The 22,196-nt window shown below is 71.0% G+C and carries 18 protein-coding genes and 2 pseudogenes; 16 read left to right on the forward strand and 4 right to left on the reverse strand.

Annotated elements, in window-relative coordinates:
• Positions 1-31: 31 nt before the first annotated feature.
• Positions 32-940 (reverse strand): hypothetical protein, encoded by a 909-nt coding sequence (locus tag QQK26_RS12390; protein ID WP_284233197.1) that lies wholly within the window; start codon positions 938-940, stop codon positions 32-34.
• A 535-nt stretch (positions 941-1,475) separates the two neighbouring features.
• Here QQK26_RS12390 and QQK26_RS12395 point away from each other — a divergent pair.
• The 7 genes and pseudogenes from QQK26_RS12395 to QQK26_RS12425 all read left to right on the forward strand — a co-directional run bounded on the left by QQK26_RS12395 (position 1,476) and on the right by QQK26_RS12425 (position 8,541).
• A complete protein-coding gene (locus QQK26_RS12395; protein ID WP_284233200.1) occupies positions 1,476-2,237 on the forward strand; it encodes a response regulator transcription factor in 762 nt (253 codons plus the stop codon).
• Positions 2,234-3,685 (forward strand): sensor histidine kinase, encoded by a 1,452-nt coding sequence (locus tag QQK26_RS12400; RefSeq protein ID WP_284233202.1) that lies wholly within the window; start codon positions 2,234-2,236, stop codon positions 3,683-3,685. The genes QQK26_RS12395 and QQK26_RS12400 overlap by 4 nt, the downstream gene beginning before the upstream one ends.
• A gap of 267 nt (positions 3,686-3,952) precedes the next feature.
• Complete coding sequence (rplJ, locus tag QQK26_RS12405; protein ID WP_284233204.1) at positions 3,953-4,468, forward strand: 50S ribosomal protein L10; 516 nt, start codon at positions 3,953-3,955, stop codon at positions 4,466-4,468.
• Positions 4,469-4,522: 54 nt separating this feature from the next.
• A pseudogene (rplL, locus tag QQK26_RS12410) lies at positions 4,523-4,905 on the forward strand (50S ribosomal protein L7/L12).
• Positions 4,906-5,204: 299 nt separating this feature from the next.
• On the forward strand, positions 5,205-6,545 hold the full coding sequence (locus QQK26_RS12415; protein ID WP_284233206.1) for an ABC transporter substrate-binding protein: 1,341 nt from the start codon (positions 5,205-5,207) through the stop codon (positions 6,543-6,545).
• Positions 6,546-6,616: 71 nt separating this feature from the next.
• A complete protein-coding gene (locus QQK26_RS12420) occupies positions 6,617-7,606 on the forward strand; it encodes a carbohydrate ABC transporter permease (RefSeq protein ID WP_284233209.1) in 990 nt (329 codons plus the stop codon).
• Positions 7,606-8,541: a carbohydrate ABC transporter permease gene (locus tag QQK26_RS12425; protein ID WP_284233211.1), complete on the forward strand. Its 936-nt coding sequence runs from the start codon at positions 7,606-7,608 to the stop codon at positions 8,539-8,541. The genes QQK26_RS12420 and QQK26_RS12425 overlap by 1 nt, the downstream gene beginning before the upstream one ends.
• 55 nt (positions 8,542-8,596) lie before the next feature.
• Here QQK26_RS12425 and QQK26_RS12430 read toward each other — a convergent pair whose 3' ends face one another.
• Positions 8,597-9,334: a DUF305 domain-containing protein gene (locus QQK26_RS12430; protein WP_284233213.1), complete on the reverse strand. Its 738-nt coding sequence runs from the start codon at positions 9,332-9,334 to the stop codon at positions 8,597-8,599.
• Positions 9,334-10,071 carry a thioredoxin-like domain-containing protein gene (locus tag QQK26_RS12435; protein WP_284233214.1) on the reverse strand — a complete coding sequence of 246 codons (738 nt, stop codon included), beginning with the start codon at positions 10,069-10,071 and terminating at the stop codon, positions 9,334-9,336. Before QQK26_RS12435 ends, QQK26_RS12430 begins: the two co-directional genes overlap by 1 nt.
• Positions 10,072-10,317: 246 nt before the next feature.
• Here QQK26_RS12435 and QQK26_RS12440 point away from each other — a divergent pair.
• The 3 genes and pseudogenes from QQK26_RS12440 (at position 10,318) to QQK26_RS12450 (ending at position 14,044) form a co-directional block, all read left to right on the forward strand.
• Positions 10,318-11,714 (forward strand): annotated as a pseudogene (locus QQK26_RS12440) (cystathionine beta-synthase).
• Complete coding sequence (locus tag QQK26_RS12445) at positions 11,711-12,856, forward strand: cystathionine gamma-synthase (protein WP_284233216.1); 1,146 nt, start codon at positions 11,711-11,713, stop codon at positions 12,854-12,856. The pseudogene QQK26_RS12440 and the gene QQK26_RS12445 overlap by 4 nt, the downstream one beginning before the upstream one ends.
• A 93-nt stretch (positions 12,857-12,949) precedes the next feature.
• Positions 12,950-14,044 carry a glycerate kinase gene (locus tag QQK26_RS12450; protein ID WP_284233218.1) on the forward strand — a complete coding sequence of 365 codons (1,095 nt, stop codon included), beginning with the start codon at positions 12,950-12,952 and terminating at the stop codon, positions 14,042-14,044.
• Between the two features lie 76 nt (positions 14,045-14,120).
• Here the strand turns inward: QQK26_RS12450 and QQK26_RS12455 are convergent, their stop codons facing one another.
• Positions 14,121-14,975, reverse strand: a complete 855-nt coding sequence (locus QQK26_RS12455; protein ID WP_284233220.1) for a helix-turn-helix domain-containing protein — start codon at positions 14,973-14,975, stop codon at positions 14,121-14,123.
• Positions 14,976-15,067: 92 nt separating this feature from the next.
• On the opposite strand from QQK26_RS12455, the gene melA reads away from it, so the two are divergent.
• The 6 genes from melA (at position 15,068) to QQK26_RS12485 (ending at position 22,149) form a co-directional block, all read left to right on the forward strand.
• Positions 15,068-16,456, forward strand: coding sequence for an alpha-galactosidase (gene melA, locus QQK26_RS12460; protein WP_284233222.1), 1,389 nt, complete (start codon positions 15,068-15,070; stop codon positions 16,454-16,456).
• A 67-nt stretch (positions 16,457-16,523) separates the two neighbouring features.
• Positions 16,524-17,828: an ABC transporter substrate-binding protein gene (locus QQK26_RS12465; protein WP_284233224.1), complete on the forward strand. Its 1,305-nt coding sequence runs from the start codon at positions 16,524-16,526 to the stop codon at positions 17,826-17,828.
• Positions 17,812-18,711: a carbohydrate ABC transporter permease gene (locus QQK26_RS12470; protein WP_284233226.1), complete on the forward strand. Its 900-nt coding sequence runs from the start codon at positions 17,812-17,814 to the stop codon at positions 18,709-18,711. Before QQK26_RS12465 ends, QQK26_RS12470 begins: the two co-directional genes overlap by 17 nt.
• Positions 18,708-19,580: a carbohydrate ABC transporter permease gene (locus QQK26_RS12475; protein WP_284233229.1), complete on the forward strand. Its 873-nt coding sequence runs from the start codon at positions 18,708-18,710 to the stop codon at positions 19,578-19,580. Before QQK26_RS12470 ends, QQK26_RS12475 begins: the two co-directional genes overlap by 4 nt.
• 157 nt (positions 19,581-19,737) lie before the next feature.
• A complete protein-coding gene (locus tag QQK26_RS12480) occupies positions 19,738-20,757 on the forward strand; it encodes a LacI family DNA-binding transcriptional regulator (RefSeq protein ID WP_284233231.1) in 1,020 nt (339 codons plus the stop codon).
• Positions 20,758-20,859: 102 nt separating this feature from the next.
• Entirely contained in the window at positions 20,860-22,149 is a 1,290-nt protein-coding gene (locus QQK26_RS12485; protein WP_284233233.1) for an ABC transporter substrate-binding protein, read from the forward strand.
• The last annotated feature ends 47 nt before the right edge of the window (positions 22,150-22,196 follow it).

Consider the following 22,196-nt stretch of genomic DNA (forward strand, 5'->3'; position numbering starts at 1 on the left):
CGGGATGCGACCCGGAGGCGCCGATCTGCGGTCAGAGAGCTCCGCGAGCGGCGAGGATGCGAGCGATCTCGCGGGCCATGACCCGCAGATCGTCGCTTGCGGTCACCCGGATGAGCAGCCATCCGTCGGCCATGAGGCGGCGGTGCCGTTCGACGTCCCGCCGCCATTGCGCCGGGTCGGTCCGATGCTGGTCGCCCTCGTACTCGATGGCGGTCCGCCGCAGCTCGTCCACGAGGTCCACGCGTCCGATCCGCCGGCCCCGCCGGTCGTGCACGGTCGGATTGACGTGCAGCCAGGTGATGCCGACGGTCACCAGCTCGTACCGCAGCAGCGACTCCTTGCGCGAATCGCTGCCTCCGTCGAGCAGCGGGAGCGCCTCGCGGAGCCGTCGCACCCCCACGGTGCCGCGGGGCAGCCCGGCGAGCGCATCGGCGAGCTCGGACCGCGTCGCCAGCGCCGGGCGCTCGCGGTCGCGCAGGAGGTGGTCGCCCGCCGCCACCAGGTCGGCCGTGCCCAGGCTCGCCGCGAGGTCGCACCACGTCCGAGCCGGCGACGTCACGGGCGCGCCGGAGACGGTCCGTCGCTCGTGCGGATCGAGCCGGCGCGAGTGTCCGGCGAATCCGCGCGCCTGCTTCGCGCGAGCCGGCGCAGGTGTCGTGACGTGAAGGACCTCCGAACGCTCGAGTCGCGCCGGCAGCGGGATGCCGTAGAGGATCGCGGCGGTCTGGTGCGAGAAGACGGCGCCCTCGGGGATCAGCGGCGCGGCGGCGATGGCGAGATCCCTCGGGGTCCGAGGGGTGCCCCGACGCCATCGGACCCCGCGCAGCGGAGCCTCGAGATCGGCGCGGCGCAGCCTCCCGGCCGGGAGCCCTGCGACGCGGGCTCGTCGGACGGTCAGCGGCAGGCGCACGGACGGTGGCAGCGGTCGCGGGGTTCTCATGCTCGACGATGTGCGAGGCCGCGCGTGCTCGGACCGCCCTCCACCGCGCGTGCTGCCTGCGACTGACTGTGGAGGGATGCTGCTCTGCGGCTCCTCCATCCGTCCCGTCACCAGCCCCCTGTGCGCATGCCCCTTACCCCGACTCCACCTCCCTCACCCCGCCTCCACCTCCCTCATCCCGACTCCACCTCCCCCATCGCAGATCGGCGGCTTGATGCTGCTCCCACAGGGGTAGAGCAGCGCGAAGTCGCCGATCTGCGAGTTCCAGGTGCGGTCCCGCCCGGGGCGCCGCGCCCGCCTGCCACACCTGCGCCCCGCCCCTCGCCTCGCGCCCTCGCAGATCGGCGGGTTCGTGACGCTCTCGGCGGAAGAGAGCAGCACGAAGGCGCCGATCTGCGGACTTCGAGGCAGTCTCGGCTGAAGCGCACCCAGCGACCGACCGGCCGCCGAGCGCGGGCTATGAAGCGCATATGAGCCACGATGCGGCATAGCCTCACCACAGCCGGTTCATAGGAATGCGCGGATACTCGGAATCGTGACCGAAGCGACCGATTCCCGACACCTCGCCCCCAGTGCGCCGCGCGCGGCGCTCACGCGCGCCGACGGCACCCCCATCCGCGTGCTCGTCGTGGACGACGAGGCGAGCCTCACCGACCTGCTCTCGATGGCCCTGCGCTACGAGGGCTGGGAGATCAAGGCGGCCGGCGACGGGCACTCGGCGCTCGCCGCCGCGCGCGAGTTCAAGCCCGACGTGGTGGTGCTCGACATCATGCTGCCCGACATCGACGGGCTGACCGTGCTGCAGCGGATGCGCCAGAACGGCCAGGACGTGCCGGTGCTGTTCCTCACCGCGAAGGACTCCGTGGACGACCGCATCACCGGCCTCACCGCCGGCGGCGACGACTACGTGACGAAGCCCTTCAGCCTGGAGGAGGTCGTGGCCCGGCTGCGCGGCCTCATCCGCCGCTCGACGCTGCTCGGCGTGCGCGAGGACGACCCGCAGCTCATCGTCGGCGATCTGGTGCTCGACGAGGACAGCTACGAGGTGCACCGCGGCGGGGTGCCGGTGGAGCTCACCGCGACCGAGTTCGAGCTGCTGCGCTACCTCATGCGCAACCCGCGCCGCGTGCTCAGCAAGGCACAGATCCTCGACCGGGTCTGGAGCTACGACTTCGGCGGCAAGTCGAGCGTCGTCGAGATCTACATCTCCTACCTGCGCAAGAAGATCGACACCCTGGGTGAGCCGATGATCCGCACCGTGCGCGGCGTCGGCTACATGATCAAGGCGCCGGAGTGACGACGGAGGCGCCGCGACGGCGGGTGCGCTGGACGCTGCGCCGGCGCCTCGTCGTGAGCATCGTCGCGCTGCTCGCCGTCCTGGGCGCCGCCATCGGCACCGTCAGCGTCGTGACGCTCGAGAGCGTGCTGGTGAGCCGCTTCGACCAGCAGCTCGCCGCCGCGGTCGCCCTCAGCCGCGACAACGTCGGCCCATACGGCTACGGGGGATCGCTCCCCTCCGCGGACGAGCTGCTCGCCCGGCAGCCGCTGGGCACGATCGCGGTGATCGACAGCGAGGGCTACGGGATGCGCGGCTTCATCGTCGCGCCGAAGGGGGCCTCGGTCGGCACCGCTGACCAGATGGAGCTGGCCCTGCACGCCGCCCGCGACGGCCAGCCCGTCTCGACGGACCTCGGCGGCGAGCTCGGCGAGTACCGCCTGCTCGCGGCGACCACGGAGAACGGCGACTCGCTCGTCGTCGGGCTCCCCATGCGCGACGTCAACGCGACCGCTGCGGCGCTCACGACCGCCATCGTGCTCGTCATCCTCGCCGGCCTCATCCTGGCCGCCATCGCGGCCACCGTCATCGTCCGGCTCGCACTGCGCCCCCTGCAGCGCGTGGCCGAGACGGTCTCGCACGTCGCCGAGCTGCCCCTCGACCGCGGCGAGGTCGCGCTCAGCGTGCGGGTGCCCGAGGGCGACACCGATCCCGGCACCGAGGTGGGCCAGGTGGGCGCCGCGGTGAACCGCATGCTCGGTCATATCGGCAGCGCGCTCGAGGCGCGGCAGGCGAGCGAGAACAAGGTGCGCCGCTTCGTGGCGGATGCGAGCCACGAGCTGCGCACGCCGCTGGCGTCGATCCGCGGCTACAGCGAGCTGACCCGCCGCGGCGGCCACGAGCTGCCGGACGACGTCGTCTACTCGATCGGCCGGATCGAGAGCGAGTCGCTGCGCATGACCGAGCTCGTCGAGGACCTGCTGCTGCTGGCCCGCCTCGACGAGGGCCGCGAGATCCGCCGCGCCGAGGTCGACCTCACGGCGCTGCTCATCGACGCGGTGAGCGACGCGCAGGCCGCCGGCCCCGACCACGTCTGGCAGCTCGACCTGCCGGAGGAGCCGCTCACCGTCACCGGCGACGGCCCGCGCCTGCAGCAGGTCGTCGTCAACCTGCTCACGAACGCCCGCGTGCACACCCCCGAGGGCACGACGGTGCGCGTCGGGCTGCGAGCGGATGCGGACGAGGTGGTCGTCAGCGTCGCCGACGACGGTCCCGGCATCCCCGAGGGCATCCTCCCCTCGCTGTTCGAGCGCTTCGTGCGCGGCGACGCCTCCCGCTCGCGCAAGGCGGGCAGCTCCGGCTTGGGCCTCGCGATCGCCGCGGCCATCGTGCAGGCGCACCACGGGCGCATCGACGTGGACTTCGAGCCCGGCGCCACCGAGTTCCGCATGGCGCTGCCGGCCGGGTGAGCGCGCCGGGGCGACTTGCGCTCCGGCCCGGGCGTGTCGTATAGTGCTCGAAGCCAAAGACCGCCGGTCTCCGCTGCGCTCGCGCAGAGGAGCGAAGGTCCGAATCGAATCGGACGCCTGCGCAGGTGGAACAGAACGTCGAAGACCTCGTGTCATCCTCAGCCCTGAGCCTCTGCGCCGGGGCTTTTTCTTTGCCCAGTCCTTCGAAGCGGACCGGTCGGCGGCCACCAGCGGCATCCGCCGCGGGTGACAAGGAAAAGGAGTGCCATGGCGAACAAGGAAGCTTCGGTCGCCGAGCTCACGGAGAAGTTCCAGAGCTCGACCGCCGTACTGCTCACCGAGTATCGCGGTCTCACGGTCGCGCAGCTGAAGACGCTGCGCAAGTCGATCGCTGCAGACGCGACCTTTGCCGTGGTGAAGAACACGCTCACGAAGATCGCGGCGAACAACGCCGGCATCTCGTCGTTCGACGACGAGCTCGCCGGTCCCTCCGCGATCGCCTTCGTGCACGGCGACCCCGTCGCCGTCGCGAAGTCGCTGCGTGACTTCGCCAAGGCCAACCCTCTGCTCGTGATCAAGAGCGGTTACTTCGACGGTAACCCGCTCTCCGCGGACGAGGTGAACAAGCTCGCCGACCTGGAGAGCCGTGAGGTGCTGCTGGCCAAGCTGGCCGGTGCCTTCAAGGCGTCGCTCTTCGGTGCCGCGTACCTGTTCAACGCTCCGCTCGCCCAGGCCGTTCGCACGGTCGACGCGCTGCGTGAGAAGCAGGAGGCCGGCAACTAGGCATCCGCCTGGTCCGGTCCCACGACAACAAACCCCCTATCTAAGGAGAACACGATGGCGAAGCTGTCGACCGACGAGCTGCTCGAGGCGTTCAAGGAGCTCACCCTCATCGAGCTCAGCGAGTTCGTGAAGAAGTTCGAGGAGACCTTCGAGGTCACCGCCGCTGCCCCTGTCGCCGTCGCCGCCGCTGGCGCCCGGCCGCCGCCGCCGAGGAGGTCGAGGAGAAGACCGAGTTCGACGTCGTTCTCGAGTCGGCCGGCGACAAGAAGATCCAGGTCATCAAGGCCGTGCGCGAGCTCACCTCGCTGGGTCTGGGCGAGGCCAAGGCGCTCGTCGACGGCGCCCCGGCGACCGTCCTCGAGGCGGCTGCCAAGGACGCCGCCGAGGCTGCCAAGGCGAAGCTCGAGGAGGCCGGCGCGACGGTGGGCCTCAAGTAAGGACCCCCGCGCACCAGCGCATCGTGGAAGGGCCCCCGCTCCGGCGGGGGCCCTTTTCGCGTTCCCGGGCGCATCCCCCAGGTCGCGTGCAGCGTTCGTTGCCCGACCGTGATCGGCGGATGGTCGCGCTCTCTTGCCCCCTCCGGCGGGCGCAATAGCCTCGACCAGAGGGGTCACGCCGGCGTGATGCAGCAGGTCGCATCACGGCTTCTACCGGCGAAGACTCGAGGACCGCGCACACCCGGCACCGAATCGCACCACCGGGGTGGCGGTCTCGCTCGAGCTAGAGGAGAACGTCAATGAAGACCACCCGAATCCGTCGCACGGCCGTCCCGGTCGTCGGCATCGCCGTCGCCGCGCTCGCGCTCAGCGCCTGCGCGCCGCCCACGGGCCCCGGCGGCGAGGAGATCGACTGCGCCGACTACGAGGCGTACGGCACGCCCGGCGGCGAGGTCGAGCTCTACACGACCATCGCGGGCGTGGAGGCGGACCAGCTGCAGGAGAGCGTCGACGCCTACAGCTTCTGCACCGAGACCGAGGTGAACCTCGTCAGCTCGCAGGAGTTCGAGACCCAGATCAACGTACGGGTGCAGGGCGGCGACGCCCCGGACCTCGCGATCTTCCCGCAGCCCGGACTGCTGCAGCGCATCGCGAGCACCGGCGCGGTCGTGGCGGCCCCCGCCGAGGTCGAGGCGAACGTCGACGAGTACTGGACCGAGGCCTGGAAGGAGTACGGCACCGTCGACGGCACCTTCTACGCGGCACCGCTCATGGCCAGCGTGAAGGGCTACATCTGGTACTCGCCCGCGCAGTTCGAGGAGCTCGGCGTCGAGGTGCCCACCACCTGGCAGGGCCTCATGGACCTGACCGCCCAGCTCGCCGAGAACAACACCGACACCTACCGCCCCTGGTGCGTGGGCTTCGGCTCCGGCGACGCCACCGGCTGGCCGGGCACCGACTGGATCGAGGACCTCGTGCTGCGCGAGGCGGGCCCGGACGCCTACGACGCCTGGGTCGCCGGCGAGCTGCCCTTCGACAGCCCCGAGATCTCGGCGGCCTGGGAGAGCGCGGGCGAGATCCTGCGCAACCCGGAGTACGTCAATGGCGGCTACGGCGGCGTCGAGTCCATCAACTCGACCACCTTCAACGACGGCGGCCTGCCGATCCTCGAGGACAACTGCTCGCTGCACCACCAGGCCTCCTTCTACGAGGCGCAGTGGCCCGAGGGCACCACGGTGGCCCCCGACGGCGACATCTGGGCCTTCCTCACCCCGCCGGTGAACGAGGGCGACCCGGCATCGGTGACCGGCGGCGGCGAGTTCGTCGCGGCGTTCAACGACAACGAGGAGACCGCGGCGCTGCAGGCGTTCCTCTCCTCCTCGGAGTGGGCGAACATCCGCGTGGAGCTCGGCGGCGTGATCAGCGCCAACAACGGCCTCGACCCGGCCGTCGCGGGCAGCGACATCGGTCGCCAGTCGATCGAGATCCTGCAGGGCGAGGACACCGTCTTCCGCTTCGACGGATCGGACCTCATGCCCGCCGCGGTGGGCAGCGCCTCGTTCTGGACCGGACTCGTCGACTGGATCGGCGGCAAGGACACGACGCAGACGCTGCAAGACATCGACGCCACCTGGCCGTAGCGAGCGTCCGGGGCGCCCGACCGTCGATGCGACGGTCGGGCGCCCCGCGCTCTCCTCTTGGAAGGAGCACCATGGACCTCGCAACGTACCGACTGCTGCAGGACATCGGCGAGAAGCTGGGCCTGCTGGGCATCGGCGTCGCCGTCTTCCTCGCGGTGGTCGGCCTGATCCTCTTCCTCGCCGACAAGGCGCCCAAGCGCGGGCGCGACAAGGTGCAGCTGGCCGTCTTCGTGGCGCCCGCCCTCATCCTGCTCGCGATCGGCCTCGTCTGGCCGGCATTGCAGACCGGATGGACCGCCTTCACCGACGGGCGCGGCACCTTCATCGGCCTGCAGAACTTCGTCTGGATGTTCACGCAGTCCACCATCCTCACGACGCTGCTCAACACGGTCGTCTGGGTGGTGCTCGTGCCGACGCTCTCGACGGCGATCGGCCTGGCCTACGCCGTCTTCATCGACAAGTCGCACGGCGAGAAGATCCTCAAGTCGCTCGTGTTCCTGCCGATGGCGATCTCGTTCGTGGGCGCCGGCATCATCTGGCGATTCGTCTACGAGTACCGCTCGCCCGGCTACGAGCAGATCGGCCTGCTCAACCAGATCCTGGTCTGGACGGGCGCCGAGCCGCAGCAGTTCCTCATCAACTCGCCCTGGAACACGCTCTTCCTCATCGTCGTCATGATCTGGATCCAGACCGGATTCGCCATGGTCGTGCTCTCGGCCGCGATCAAGGGCGTGCCGCCGGAGATCGTCGAGGCGGCCCGTCTCGACGGCGCCGGTGCCTGGAAGATCTTCTGGAACGTGACCGTGCCCGGCATCCGCTCGTCGCTCGTCGTCGTCGTGACGACGATCACCATCGCGACCCTCAAGGTCTTCGACATCGTGCGCACGATGACCGGCGGTCAGTACGAGACCAGCGTCGTGGCGAACGAGATGTATTCGCAGGCGTTCCGGCTCGGCGAGCCCGGGCAGGGCGCCGCGCTCGCGCTCGTGCTCTTCGTCATGGTGCTGCCGATCGTCATCTACAACGTGCGCGTCATGCGCAAGCAGAAGGAGGTGCGCTGATGGCCACGACCGTGCCGAACGTCTCCCGTCGCGCCGCCCGTGAGACGACCGTCGACGCCAAGCCGCGCACGAAGACGGGGCGGGTGAAGCAGAAGCTCACGAGCAGGTGGGCGACGACCGCAGCGATCGTCATCGCCGTGGTGTGGACGCTACCCACCTTCGGCCTGCTGATCAGCTCGTTCCGCCCCGAGTCGGAGGTGAACTCGAGCGGATGGTGGACGATCTTCGCCAACCCCGCGTTCACGCTCGAGAACTACGGATCGGTGCTGTTCTCGCAGGGCGCGAGCTCCGCGAGCCTCGGCTCGTACTTCGTGAACTCGCTCGTGATCGCCATCCCGGGCACGCTCATCCCGCTCGCCCTGGCGCTCATGGCGGCGTACGCCTTCGCGTGGATCCCGTTCAGGGGGTCCGGTCCGCTGTTCGTGACGGTGTTCGCGCTGCAGATCGTGCCGCTGCAGATGGCGCTCATCCCGCTGCTGCAGATCTTCACGAACATGGGCATCAACGGCTCGTTCATCGGCGTCTGGATCGCGCACGCGATCTTCGGCCTGCCGCTGGCGACCTTCCTGCTGCACAACTTCATCTCGGAGATCCCGGGCGATGTGATCGAGGCGGCGCGGGTGGACGGCGCGAGCCACACGCAGATCTTCACCCGCATCATCATCCCCCTCTCCCTGCCGGCGATCGCGAGCATCGGCATCTTCCAGTTCCTCTGGGTGTGGAACGACCTGCTGGTGGCGCTCGTCTTCTCGGGCGGCACGGTCGACGTCGCGCCGCTCACGCAGCGCCTCGCCGAGCTCTCGGGCAGCCGGGGCAGCGACTGGCACCTGCTCACCGCGGGCGCCTTCGTCTCGCTGATCGTGCCGCTGCTGGTGTTCTTCGGTCTGCAGCGCTACTTCGTGCGCGGCCTGCTGGCCGGCTCGACGAAGGGCTGACGCCGGGAACGGCGGAGGGGCCGGATGCACTGCATCCGGCCCCTCTCGCGTGCGGTCAGGAGACCGAGGGTTCGACCCTAACCCCGCGCTGATCGAGCAGGTCGCGCATCGCAGCGAGGTCGCCCTCCTGCGTTCGGATCATCTGGCTGGCCAGCGTGACCACCTCGCGCTGATCGGAGCGCTCCAGGATCGCTTGCGCCATCTCGATGCCGCCGACGTGATGCGCGGTCATGAGCTGCAGGAAGAGGACCTCGGCGTCGACCCCGGTCGCGTCGCGCAGCGCCTGCATCTGCGTGAAGGTCGCGAGGCCGGGCATCGGCTCGTCGGCGGCCGTGCTGTGGCCGTGGTCGCCCATCGAACCATCGCGCGTGGGCCGGCTCATCCAGGTCATGGAGGGCTCGGACGGCGCCTGCTGCAGCCCCCAGGTGTCGAGCCAGGCGTACATCTGGCCCATCTGCTGGGTCTGGCCGGTCAGGATGTCGTAGGCCAGCAGCCTGATGCCCTCGTCGTCGCTGCGGTCGTAGACGAGCTGCGCCATCTCGACGGCCTGCGCGTGGTGCTCCTGCATGTCGCGGGCGAAGCCGGCCTCGGCGCTGGTGTCACCGGGCACGGAGATCTGCTGCGGCAGGCTCACCCGGCCCAGCAGCAGACCGCCGGCGAAGAGCAGCACCCCGACCACCGCCACGGCGATGACGCGGCGGAGCCGCCGGTCGGATCGACCGGCGGCTCCCTCGTCGATCGCGGCGTCGAGTTCGGCGTCGCTGAGCGACTCGGGATCGACCCGCGGGGTCATCAGGCGACGCGTCCCGGGCCCTCGAGCGCGCCGGAGCACGAGGCACCCGGCTCGGGCACGAGGCCCGACTGCCAGTACTTCGTGATGAACTCCTCGAGGCGCGGATCCTCCGGTCCGTCGAGCAGCACGTCGGCGCCCCAGGCGGAGGCGGCCATCGGGGCCTGCAGGTCCTCGACCGGCGAGATGATGATCTTCGAGGACGGCACCTGGCGCCCGTACAGGTCCTCGACCGTGGCGGCATCGACCTCGTCCGGGTTGTACATGATCCAGACGGCACCGTGCTCCAGCGCGTGCACGGCGTTCTCGGGGGTCTGCGGCTCGGAGTAGACGCCGCAGTTGAGCCACGCCGAGAGGTGGTCACCGCCGGCGGGCACCTCCATGCCCCACTTCTCGGCGTAGTCGACGGTGCCGTCCGGGTACTCGGTGAGCCCCTCGCCGCCGTCGATGTGCATGTTGGTGAGGTTCGCGTACGTCTCCTCGCCGGCGATCGTGATGGCGGCGCGCTCGTCGGCCGCGAGGCTCGCGTCGTAGTTGACGCGGGTGGCGTTCGAGACCACGATGCCGATGACGACGGCCACCACGGCGACGGCCGCCACGGAGCCCGTGGCGATCGCGATGACGCGGTTGCGGCGCTCCTTGGCCTGCTGCTTCTTCAGCTGGGCGACCTTCTGCTGGCGGCGCGCCTCGCGCTGCTGCTTGACGGTCAGGTTCTCGTTCTCGGCGCTGCTCTTGGCCACGTTCGCGATCTCCGGATGGGGTGGGGTGGGGTGTCGGGATGTCATCCCATTCAATCGCATGGGGCCGGGACCTATTCCGAGAGGACGCCGAGGGGTTCCGAAGGCTATGCTCGACCCGTGCTCGCACTGCGCTGTTGTCGTTCCTGACGCCCCGACCCTCACATCCCGTCGGCGGCGTGAACCGCGCATCCTCCGCAGTGGCGGAGCCCGGAAGCCGCAGCCATCAGCAGCACAGGAGCATCCTCCATGCAGTACGCAGAATCCGTCGTCGACCTCGTCGGCGACACCCCGCTGGTCAAGCTCAACCGCGTGACCGAGGGCATCGCCGCCACGGTGCTCGTCAAGGTGGAGTACCTCAACCCCGGCGGTAGTGCGAAGGACCGCATCGCGACCCGCATCATCGACGCGGCCGAGCGCGAGGGCACCTGCGGCCCGGCGGCACGATCGTCGAGCCCACGAGCGGCAACACCGGGGTCGGCCTGGCGCTCGTCGCGCAGCAGCGCGGCTACCGCTGCGTCTTCGTCGTGCCCGACAAGGTGGGCGAGGACAAGCGCAACGTGCTCACGGCCTACGGCGCCGAGGTCGTCGTGACCCCCACCTCCGTCGCCCCCGACAGCCCCGAGAGCTACTACTCGGTGAGCGACCGGCTCGCGCGCGAGATCCCCGGCGCGTTCAAGCCGAACCAGTACGCGAACCCGAACGGGCCGCTGAGCCACTACGAGAGCACCGGCCCGGAGATCTGGCGCGACACCGAGGGGCGCGTGACGCACTTCGTGGCCGGCGTCGGCACGGGCGGCACCATCAGCGGCACCGGGCGGTTCCTCAAGGAGACCTCGGCGGGCGGCGTGCGGGTCATCGGCGTCGATCCCGAGGGCAGCGTCTACTCGGGCGGCACCGGCCGGCCCTACCTCGTGGAGGGCGTCGGCGAGGACTTCTGGCCCGGCGCCTACGACCCCGCGGTGCCCGATGAGATCATCGCCGTCGACGACGCCGCGGCCTTCGCCATGACCCGCCGGCTCGCCCGCGAGGAGGGCCTGCTCGTGGGCGGCTCCAGCGGCATGGCCGTGGTCGGCGCGCTCGAGGCGGCGCGCGGGCTGGGACCCGACGACGTCGTGGTCGTGCTGCTGCCGGACGGCGGGCGGGGCTACCTCGGCAAGATCTTCAACGACCGCTGGATGCAGTCCTACGGCTTCGCGCCGGTCGGCGAGCAGGTTACGGTGCGCGACGTGCTCGACGCGAAGGCACCGGGCGTGCCGGACCTGGTCTACGTGCATCCGTCCGAGACCGTGCACGACGCCGTCGAGGCGATGGGCCGCTACGGCGTCTCGCAGCTGCTCGTGCTCAGCGCCGAGCCGCCCGTGGTGATGGGCGAGGTCGCGGGCGCGCTCAGCGAGCGCGAGCTGCTCGACCTCGTGTTCACCGGCACGGCGGCGATGGGCGACGCCGTCTCGCAGCACCTCGGCACGACGTTCCCGCTCATCGGCATCAACGCCTCGCTCGAGCAGGCCCGCGAGGCGCTGGCCTCGGCCGACGCGCTGCTCGTCACGGAGGACGGCAAGCCCGTCTCCGTGCTCACCCGACCCGACCTGCTGGCCTTCCTCTCCCACGGGGAGCGGCCCTCGAACGGAAAGCGACTCGCATGACCCAGGACTTCTCCACCCGCGCCATCCACGCCGGGCAGGACTTCGACCCGACGACCGGGGCGGTCATCCCTCCCATCTACCAGTCCTCCACCTTCGTGCAGGACGGCATCGGCGGCTTCCGCGGCGGCTACGAGTACGCGCGCGGCGGCAACCCCACGCGCGACTCGCTGCAGACGCAGCTGGCCTCGCTGGAGGGCGGCTCGCACGCGCTGAGCTTCGCGACCGGCCTCGCGGCGGAGGATGCGCTGCTGCGCGCGATCCTGCGCCCCGGCGACCACGTGCTGATGGGCAACGACGTCTACGGCGGCACCCACCGCCTCGTGAACCGCATGTTCACGCCCTGGGGCGTCGAGCTCGAGACGACCGAGTTCAGCGACCTCGAGAGGGTGCGCGCGGCCATCCGCCCGTCCACGAAGGTGCTCTGGGTCGAGACGCCGAGCAACCCGCTCATGAAGATCAGCGACATCGCGGCGCTCGCCGAGATCGGCCACGCGGCCGGCGCGGTCGTGGTGGTCGACAACACCTTCGCCTCGCCGTACCTGCAGAACCCGCTCGCGCTCGGCGCCGACGTGGTGGTGCACTCGACGACGAAGTACCTCGGCGGGCACTCCGACGTGCTCGGCGGCGCCCTGGTGACCTCGGACGCCGAGATCGCCGAGAAGGCCGGCTTCGTGCAGTTCGCGGCCGGGGCGATCTCCGCGCCGATGGAGGCATGGCTCACCGTGCGCTCGATCAAGACGCTCGCGGTGCGCATGGAGCGCCACAGCGACAACGCCGAGGTGATCGCCGCGCGGCTGGCGCAGCACCGCGCCATCGAGCGCGTCTACTACCCGGGCCTGCCCGAGCACCCGGGCCACGAGCTCGCGGCCAAGCAGATGCGGCGCTTCGGCGGCATGATCTCGCTCGCCATCGCAGGCGGACCCGAGGCCGCGCGCCGCTTCGCCGAGTCGACCTCGGTCTTCCAGCTGGCCGAGTCGTTGGGCGGCGTGGAGTCGCTCATCAGCTACCCGCACGAGATGACGCACGCCTCGGTGCGCGGCACCGAGCTGGCGGTGCCGGAGCACGTGGTGCGCCTCTCGGTCGGCATCGAGGGCGTGGACGACCTGCTCGGCGATCTGCTCGAGGCGCTCGACCGGCTCTGAGACCGCGCGAGCGGATGCGGGCCGCCGGCCTGCATCCGCTCGTCCCCTCGCGGCCGCCTGCTCGGCGAGCCCCGCCTATGGCACGCTGAGGGCATGACCTCAGCGCGGATCGTCATCGCCCCCGATTCGTTCAAGGGCAGTGCCAGCGCCCTCGAGGCCGCGGAGGCGCTGCGGCGCGGCTGGCTCGCCGGGCGCCCCGGCGACGAGGTCGTGCTGCTGCCGATGGCCGACGGCGGCGAGGGCAGCGTGGACGCGTTCGCCGCGGCGGTGCCCGGCGCGGAGCGCCGTCCGCTCGCCGTCACCGGCCCGGACGGTCGCACGCTGCGGGCGGAGTGGCTGCTGCTGCCGGACGGCACCGGTGTCGTCGAGCTCGCGAACGCCAGCGGCATCACCCTGCTCGACCCGCTGCTGCCCCACGACGCGCACAGCCTCGGCTTCGGGCAGCTCATCGCCGACGCGCTCGACGCGGGGGTGCAGCGGCTCGTGCTGGCGATCGGCGGCAGCGCGTCCACCGACGGCGGCGCGGCGGCGCTCGCGGCGCTGGGCGCTCGCTTCCTCGACGCCCGCGGCGCGCCCGTGCCCCTCGGCAACCGCGGCCTGGCCGAGCTCGCGAGCGTCGAGCTCGAGGGCCTGCGCCCGCCGCCGGTCGGGGGCGTCACCGTGCTCAGCGACGTGACGAGCCCGCTGCTCGGGCCGGACGGCGCTGCCGCGGTCTTCGGGCCGCAGAAGGGCGCGACGCCCGAGGACGTGCCCGTGCTCGACGCCAACCTCGCGCGCTTCGCCGGGCTGCTGCACGCGGACGCCGAGGCTCCCGGCACCGGCGCGGCGGGCGGCGCCGGCTACGGCCTGCTGGCCTGGGGGGCGCACCTGACGCCGGGGTCCGGCGCCGTGGGCGAGGCGCTCGGCGCGGCGGAGGCGATGCGCGGCGCCCGGGCCGTCGTCACGGGGGAGGGGCGCTTCGACCTGCAGTCCGCGGTGGGCAAGGTGCCCAGCTACATCCGCTCGATCGCCTCGGACGCGGGCGCTGCGACCCTGCTCGTCGCCGGCGCCATCGAGGCGCCCACCGAGGGCTTCGCTGACGCGCTCTCCCTCACCGAGCTGGCCGGCTCGGGCGATGCAGCCCGAGCGGATGCGGTGCGCTGGCTGGAGCGCGCCGGTCGCGATCTCGCCGCCCGCTTCGAGCGGTGAGGATCGCGCCGAACCGGGTAGCGGACGGGGACGCGTCACCTGTCGCGCCGAACCGGGTGCCGTCGACGCCGGCCGGTCAGCGCAGCCGCGCCCGGTAGGCCGCCGGCGCGCTGCCCGTGGCCCGGGCGAAGTGCGCGTAGAAGCTGCTCTGCGAACCGAAGCCCGCGGCGTGCGCGATCTCGGAGGCCGTCAGCGAGGTGGTCATGAGGAGGCGTTGCGCCTCGGCGACACGACAGCGCGTGAGGTACTCGACGATCGTGCTGCCGACGTCGTGCCGGAAGACCGTCATGGCGTAGTGCGGGTTGAGGTGCTCGGCATCGGCGACCTCGGCGACGCCGATCGGCTCGCGGAAGCGCTCGACGATGAACCGCACCATGCCGACCACCCGCTGCATCGTCTCGGCGGTGCCGTGGGGCGCATCCGCTCGCAGATCCAGCCGCTCGCGATGGTGGCGGAGCAATCGCCGGACGAGCGCCTGGGCCTCGAGCGTCGCGATGATCTCGGCGCCCTCGTCGGCGAAGTCGCGCTGCCAGGAGCCCATCATCGACTCGACGTCGCGGCCCGCCGCGCTCGTCGGCACCACGATGGGCCGGTTGAGCAGCATGGCGCCGAGGTCGGGGTCGGGCAGGCCCCAGGCGAGCACCTCGGCGAGCGGGATGTGCACCCAGCGGAACTCCCCGGCCAGGTCGTCGACCAGCTGGTGGGCCGTCCAGCCCCAGAACAGCGCGATCTCGCCGGCGTGCACGCTCACCGGCGCGCCGCCGAAGACGTAGTCGAGCCGCCCCTGGAGCACGAGGTTGATCTCGAGGTCGTCGTGCCGATGCGAGCTCGGCATGTGCGGCGCCGGGCCGCGGTGACTCCAGAAGGCGGGTTCGACCGTCACGACGCCGGCAGCCGGCGCGTGAGGGAGCGTCGGCGCGTCCTCGGGCACGCAGCCGAGCCTAGGCGAGGACCTGAGGATCCTGGAAGGGCGCGCTCGGAAGCCGGAGGACCGCATCCGCTCGCGATTCCTAGCGTGGCCGCATGGCAACGACGCGCACCCCCAAGATCACGATCATCGGAGCCGGCGGCTTCGTGTTCCCGTTCCGCCTCATCGGCGACCTGGTCAGCTTCCCGGCCCTGCGCTCTGTGACGCTGCACCTCATGGACCTCGACGCGGGCAGGGTCGCCCGCACCGCGAAGGCCGCCCGCGAGCTGGTGGCGCACCACGGCTTCGACACCACGGTGCTCGAGACCACCGATCGGCGGGAGGCGCTCGACGGCGCCGACGTCGTGATCATCACGTTCCAGGTGGGCGGGGTGGACTCCTACCGGCACGACGTGGAGATCCCGCGCCGGTACGGGGTCGACCAGACCGTCGGCGACACGGTCGGGCCGGGCGGCGTCTTCCGCTTCCTGCGCTCGGTCGACGCCTACGCGGGCATCGCCGCCGACGCGCTCGAGCTCTGCCCGGACGCGCAGTTCATCAACTACGCCAACCCGATGGCCATGGCCACCGCCTACCTCAACGCCAAGGGGCTGCGCACCGTGGGCCTCTGCCACAGCGTGCAGGGCACCACCCGCATGCTCGCCCGCACCCTCGGCGTCGACTACGACGAGGTCGAGTACGTGTGCGCCGGCATCAACCACCAGGCCTGGATCCTCGACTTCAAGCAGCGCGGCGGCGAGGACCTCTACCCCCGGCTGCGCGAGGTGATGGGCCAGCGGCACCGCCGGGGCATCGCTGCCGCCGACCTGCTCGGCGACGACGGCGACCACAGCGAGGCGGCCGCCGCGGCCAGCAACTACGAGGGCGGCAACGAGCAGGTGCGCACCGCGATCATGCAGGCATTCGGCTACTTCCAGACCGAGTCGAGCCACCACGCCAGTGAGTACCTGCCCTACTTCCGCAAGGACGCCGGGACGGTGCTCGAGTACATCCCCGAGCGCTGGGACTACTACGAGATCTGCGTCGCGCACGACGAGCAGGGCGACGTCGACCAGCAGCTCGAACGCCTCAAGGCCGATCTCAAGCCCTCCGTGGAGTACGGCGCCAGCATCGTCAACGCGATCGTCACCGGCGTGCCGACGGTCGTCTACGGCAACGTGCCCAATACCGGTCTGATCGGCAACCTGCCCGACGACGCCTGCGTCGAGGTGCCGTGCCTGGTCGACGCCAACGGGGTGCAGCCGACCGCCGTCGGTCAGCTGCCGCCGCAGCTCGCGGCGCTCAACCGGACCAACGTCAACGTGCAGACGCTCGCCGTCCGGGCCGCGCTCGAGGGCAGCATCGAGCACGTGCACCACGCCGTGGCGCTCGATCCCCTCACCGGCGCGCTGCTGACGCTCGACCGCATCCGCTCGATGACGGACGAGCTGCTCGAGGCGCACGCGGCGCTGCTGCCTGAACCGCTGCGGCCCGCCACCGCGTGATCACCACGCGGGGCGGCCGAACGGTCGCCCCGCATCCGACGCTCACACCTCAATGGAGAGGCAGGACATGCGCGCATCCCATCCGCTCTCCGCGACCGCCATGGGCCGTCGCGGCTTCATCGCCCTCGCGGGCATCTCGATCGCCGGGGCCCTGGCCGCCTGCTCGGGCTCGCCGCCCAGCGGCACCAAGCACATCCGCCTGTCGACCTGGAACATCCCCACCGACATCGCCAGCTACCAGGCCATCGCCGACGCCTTCGTGGCGAAGCATCCCGGCACGAGCGTGGCCGTCGAGGTGACCACGGGGCAGTTCCACCAGTGGTTCATCACCCGGCTGGCCGCCGACCTGGCGCCCGACGTGATCCGCATCACCCCGCAGCAGATCGGCCGCTACGCCGCCAACGGCAGCCTCGTCGACATCAGCGGCGCGATCCCCGACGACTACCGCGGCGACTACAGCGACCCCTTCTGGGCGATCGGGGCGCGGGAGGACGGCGTCTACGGCGTCTTCCAGCACACCGACAACTTCATCACCTACTTCAACCGCGGCGTCATGGATCGGATCGGCGTGACCCCGCCGACCGCGCTCGCCGACGCCTGGACCTGGGACGAGTTCCTCGAGATCGCGACCGAGACGAAGAAGGTGACGGGCCGCTACGGCTTCGGATACGGATGGACCGGCCCCGAGACCGCCTACCGCTGGATGCCGCTCGTCTACCAGAACGGCGGCGCCTTCCTCGGCGAGGACGGCGAGACCCCGTCGATGGACACGGAGGAGGCCGTCGGCGCCCTCGCCTTCGGCCGGCGCTGGTACGAGGAAGGCCTGGTGAGCACCGGCAACCTCAGCAAGACCGGCGGCGGCGACGTGGCCCGCAACCTCTTCCTGACCGGGCAGATCGGCATGATGCTGAACAACCCCGAGTCGATGGCGCAGCTCGACGAGGAGATGCCGGGCGAGTGGGGCACGGCCCCGATGATCCGCAACGCGGGCGAGGCGAGCGACCTGGGCGGCAACGCCCTGGCCGTGACGAAGTCGAGCAGGCACCCGGAGCTGGCGGCCGAGCTGGTCGCCATGATCACCAGCCGCGAGCAGATGCGGTTCTTCTGCCACGAGGGCAACTGGCTGCCCGCGCGCAGCTCGCTCGACGCCGAGGACATCGGCTACGCCGCCAACAGCGACACGATGCAGCGCTTCATCGACCAGGGCGCCACCATCCCGCTGCCCATGGTGCGGGCGCAGAGCGGCGAGTACTTCAGCTCGCTCAACGCCGTCTTCGCCGACTACCTCGACCTCTGCCTGATCGGTCAGCTCAGCCCGCGCGACGCCTCGCGCCAGATGATGGAGGCGATGCGCAGTGTCACTGCGAACTGAGCGGGCAGCCGACCGCCGCCGCGGCGGACGTCTGGTGCCCTACGTCTTCGCCGGACCGGCCGCGCTGCTGTTCCTCGCGTTCTCGCTCATCCCGATCGTCATTGCGATCGGCCTGAGCTTCCAGGACACGGCCTCGCTCGGCGACGGGGAGTGGATCGGCGGCGGCAACTTCGCCAGCATGACCTCCGATCCGCTCATCGGCACCGCCCTCATGAACACGCTCGTGTTCACGGTCGGCACGGTGCCCACCTCGATGGCGATCGGCCTCGCACTGGCGATCGCGCTGAACCGGCCGCTGCCCGGTCGTTCGGTGTTCCGCGCGCTGTTCTTCGTCCCCATGGTCGCCGCGGGCGTCGTGGTCGGCGTGATCATGTCGTGGATCTTCAACGGCGACTACGGCGTGGCCAACAACCTGCTCGAGGCGCTCGGCCTCGGTCGGCTGCCCTGGCTGACCGCGCCCGGCTGGGCGATGGCCACCCTCGTGATCGTGGTGGTCTGGACCCGGATCGGATTCTGCATGGTCATCTACCTGGGCGCGCTGCAGTCGATCCCGAGCGAGCTCAAGGAGGCTGCCGCGATCGACGGCGCCAGCCGCTGGGCGCGCTTCCGCACGATCAGCTGGCCGATGCTGCGGCCGACCACCTCGATCCTGCTGATCCTCAACGTCGTGTTCTCGCTGCAGGCCTTCGACGTCATCTACGTGATGACCGGCGGCGGGCCTGGCTTCTCGACGACCGTGCTCATCCAGTACGTGTTCCGCTCGGCGTTCGTGGACGCCCGGATGGGGTACGCGGCGGCCCTCGGGCTCGTGCTCGTCGCCATCCTGCTCGTCTTCACGCTGCTGCGGCAGCGCGCCAACCGCAAGGCCGAGGAGATGCTGTGACCGCGACCGCCCCCATCCGCTCGTCCACGTCCTCTCGGCGGCGGCGCCGGCCGCGTCCGGCGCGCTGGCTGCTCGTCGCGGCGATGGCGGCGCTGGCCGTGCTCATGGTGTTCCCGCTGTACTGGATGCTCGTCTCGGCGCTCACGCCGGGCGGCCAGTCGCAGAGCGGCAGCTTCTACCTGCTGCCGGAGGCGCCGACGCTCGACAACTACACGGAGGTGTTCGCGCAGCAGCCCGTGTGGCGCTGGCTGGGCAACTCGGTGCTGATCGCCTCGGTCGGCACGGCGCTGAGCGTGGTCGTCTCGCTCATGGCCGGCTACGCGCTGGCGAAGTACCGCTTCCGCGGGCGCGGGGTGCTCTACGCGGCGTTCCTGGTGACGATCATGATCCCGATCCAGGTGACCCTCGTGCCGAGCTTCCTCGTGGTGGCGCGCATCGGGCTCGTCGATTCGCCCTGGGCGGTGATCCTGCCGACGCTCTTCGACGTGGTGGGCATCTTCATCGCCCGGCAGTTCCTGCTCGGCGTGCCCGACGCGCTCATGGAGGCCGCACGGCTCGACGGCGCGGGGGAGTTCGCGACCTTCTTCCGCGTCGTGCTACCGTCCTGCGGTCCGCTCGTCGGCGTGCTCGTGATCCTGGGCTTCATGACGCGGTGGAACGACTTCCTCTGGCCGCTCGTCGTGCTGCAGGGCAACGAGAACCTCACGGTGCCGGTGGCGCTCTCGACGCTGACCAACAACCCGGCATTCAGCTCGCCCTACGGCGCGGTCATGGCGATCGCGACCATCACGGTGCTGCCGCTGCTCGTGGTGTTCCTGGCATTCCAGCGGCAGTTCGTGCAGGGGATCGCTTCCACGGGGATCAAGTGAACGATGCCGCGACGGCCGCGGAGGGCTGACGTGCCCGTGGCGGGGTTCGTCGGAGCCGGCGTCGCAGCGACGGCGGCGATGCGATGCGGCTCGGTCTTGCGAAGCGCTTCGACAGGGCGTAACGTCACTGCTCGTTCAGTGTAGAAGCGTTTCGACGATGGAGTCCCCGATGGTCACGATCCACGATGTCGCCAAGGCGGCCGGCGTGTCGATCAGCACCGTCTCGTACGCCCTCTCCGGCAAGCGCTCGATCTCCGCGACGACCCGCACCCGCATCGACCGCGCGATCGCCGACCTCGACTACCGGCCGCACGCGGCGGCGCGGATGCTGGCCGGGGCCCGCACGAACATCCTGGCGCTCAGCGCGCCGCTGCGTCAGGACGGCCATCTGCCGACGCACATGCGCTTCGTCAGCGCGGTGGTCGCCGCCTCGCGCGCGCACGACTACGACGTGCTGCTGCTCGCCACCGACGACGAGGTCAGCGGCATCCGACGCGTCGGCTCGAGCTCGCTCGTCGACGGCGTGGTGATGATGGGCGTCGCCACGGGCGACGAGCGCCTGCCGATCGTGCGCGACCTGGCCCTGCCGGCCGCCTTCATCGGCGTGCCCGGCGACGTCGACGACATCGCCTGCGTCGACCTCGACTTCGCCGCCGCGGCGCGCGAGGCGGTCGACCGCATCGCCGACCTCGGGCATCGCGTCGTGGGCATGATCGGGCACCCGCCGAGCTACCTCGAGCGCCAGACCGGCTTCATAGAGCGCTTCGACCAGGCGCTCGAGCGCGAGGCCGCCGCCAAGGGCGTGCGCATCGTGCGCCGCTGGGCCGGCCTCGAGCGCGGTGCCGGCCGCAGCGCGGTCGACGAGCTGCTCGCCGAGGCGCCGCAGCTGACCGCGGTGCTGTTCCACTGCAACGAGCCCGTGGTCGAGGAGGCGGAGCGCCGCCTGCTCGAGCTCGGGGTCGACGTGCCGGGGCAGGTCTCCCTGTTCGCGGCCGCCGCGAGCTACGACCCGTCGCGGCTCGAGATCCCCCTCAGCGGCATCACCCTGCCGCTCGAGGACATGTGCCGGCGCGCGGTCGAGGCCGTGTTCGCCGCCGTGGACGGGCGTCCGGCGCCGGACGTCACGCTCCTCGAGCCGCGGTTCGAGGACCGCGGCTCGCTCATCCCCGCCCCCTAGACCCCACCGGAGAACGACCCATCCACAGCGGCATCGTCGAAGCGCTTCGATAGCTTCGCGCGATGCTCGGGCCGCTGGCCCACCTACAAGGAGGTAGACACCATGTCCCTGCGACGCACCGCATCCGCTCTCGGCGTCCTCGCCGTCGGCGCCGGCCTGCTCACGGGCTGCGCGCCCGGCGAGCAGGAGTCGGACGACACCCTGACGCTCTGGCACTACGAGGGCGAGAACTCGGCGATGGGCATCGCCTGGAACCGCGCGATCGAGATCTTCGAGGAGGAGACCGGAGCCACGGTCGACTTCGAGGAGCGCTCCTTCGAGCAGATCCGCCAGACCGCCAGCCAGGCGCTCAACTCCGACGAGGCGCCCGACCTGCTCGAGTACAACAAGGGCAACGCCACCGCGGGCCTGCTCGCGAGCCAGGGCCTGCTCGAGCCGCTCGACGACGCGGTCGCCGAGTACGGCTGGGACGAGAAGCTGGCCGACTCCGTCGCCACCACCTCGCGCTACGACGGGAACGGCGTCATGGGCTCGGGCTCGTGGTACGGCATCCCCAACTACGGCGAGTACGTGCAGTTCTACTACAACGTCGACATGTTCGAGGAGTACGGCATCGCGGTGCCGACGTCGGTGGACGAGCTCGAGACCGCCATGCAGGCCTTCGCGGATGCGGGCGTCACCCCGCTCGCCGAGGCCGCCGCCGAGTACCCGCTCGGCCAGCTCTGGTACCAGCTCGCCCTCGCCGAGGCCGACCGCGAGTGGGTCGACGCGTACCAGACCTACACCGCCCCGGTCGACTTCGAGGGCGCTGAGATCACCGCCGCGACGCAGACCGTCGCGGACTGGGTCGACGCCGGCTACATCTCCAGCGACGCCACCGGCCTCGCGGCCGAGGACGCCGGCACCGGCTTCATCAACGGCACCTACCCGATGTTCTACTCGGGCAGCTGGTGGTACGGCCGCTTCATCGACGAGATGGATGCGAACTGGTCGACCTTCCTCTACCCGGGCAGCGACATGGCGCCGGGGTCCGGCGGCAACCTCTGGGTCGTCCCGGCGCGCGCCGGTGACAAGGACCTCGCCTACCAGTTCATCGAGATCACGCTGCGCCCCGAGATCCAGGCGCTGATCGGCAACAACGGCGGCGTCCCCGTCGCCGCCGATGCCTCGGAGATCACCGACGCGAAGAGCCAGGAGCTCATCACGAACTTCAACACGCTCCTCGAGCGGGACGGCCTGGCCTTCTACCCGGACTGGCCCACGCCCACCTTCTACGACGAGCTCAACGCGGGTCTGCAGGGCCTCGTGAACGGCACGCTCGACCCGGCCGCCATGAACCAGCAGATCGGCGCCGACTACGAGGCCGGCCTGCCGGCCGTCGCCCAGCAGTAACCCCACCGGGCCCGGCCGCCATCGACGGCCGGGCCCTCCACCGGGAG

It is taken from the genome of Arenivirga flava (assembly GCF_030161575.1).
In the GTDB taxonomy this organism is placed as follows: domain Bacteria; phylum Actinomycetota; class Actinomycetes; order Actinomycetales; family Microbacteriaceae; genus Arenivirga; species Arenivirga flava.

Coding starts and splice junctions, on each gene's coding strand:
- QQK26_RS12390 (WP_284233197.1), bottom strand. CDS start 940: ATGAGAACCCCGCGACCGCTGCCACCGTCCGTGCGCCTGCCGCTGACC.
- rplJ (WP_284233204.1), top strand. CDS start 3,953: ATGGCGAACAAGGAAGCTTCGGTCGCCGAGCTCACGGAGAAGTTCCAG.
- QQK26_RS12415 (WP_284233206.1), top strand. CDS start 5,205: ATGAAGACCACCCGAATCCGTCGCACGGCCGTCCCGGTCGTCGGCATC.
- QQK26_RS12420 (WP_284233209.1), top strand. CDS start 6,617: ATGGACCTCGCAACGTACCGACTGCTGCAGGACATCGGCGAGAAGCTG.
- QQK26_RS12425 (WP_284233211.1), top strand. CDS start 7,606: ATGGCCACGACCGTGCCGAACGTCTCCCGTCGCGCCGCCCGTGAGACG.
- QQK26_RS12430 (WP_284233213.1), bottom strand. CDS start 9,334: ATGACCCCGCGGGTCGATCCCGAGTCGCTCAGCGACGCCGAACTCGAC.
- QQK26_RS12445 (WP_284233216.1), top strand. CDS start 11,711: ATGACCCAGGACTTCTCCACCCGCGCCATCCACGCCGGGCAGGACTTC.
- QQK26_RS12450 (WP_284233218.1), top strand. CDS start 12,950: ATGACCTCAGCGCGGATCGTCATCGCCCCCGATTCGTTCAAGGGCAGT.
- melA (WP_284233222.1), top strand. CDS start 15,068: ATGGCAACGACGCGCACCCCCAAGATCACGATCATCGGAGCCGGCGGC.
- QQK26_RS12465 (WP_284233224.1), top strand. CDS start 16,524: ATGCGCGCATCCCATCCGCTCTCCGCGACCGCCATGGGCCGTCGCGGC.
- QQK26_RS12480 (WP_284233231.1), top strand. CDS start 19,738: ATGGAGTCCCCGATGGTCACGATCCACGATGTCGCCAAGGCGGCCGGC.
- QQK26_RS12485 (WP_284233233.1), top strand. CDS start 20,860: ATGTCCCTGCGACGCACCGCATCCGCTCTCGGCGTCCTCGCCGTCGGC.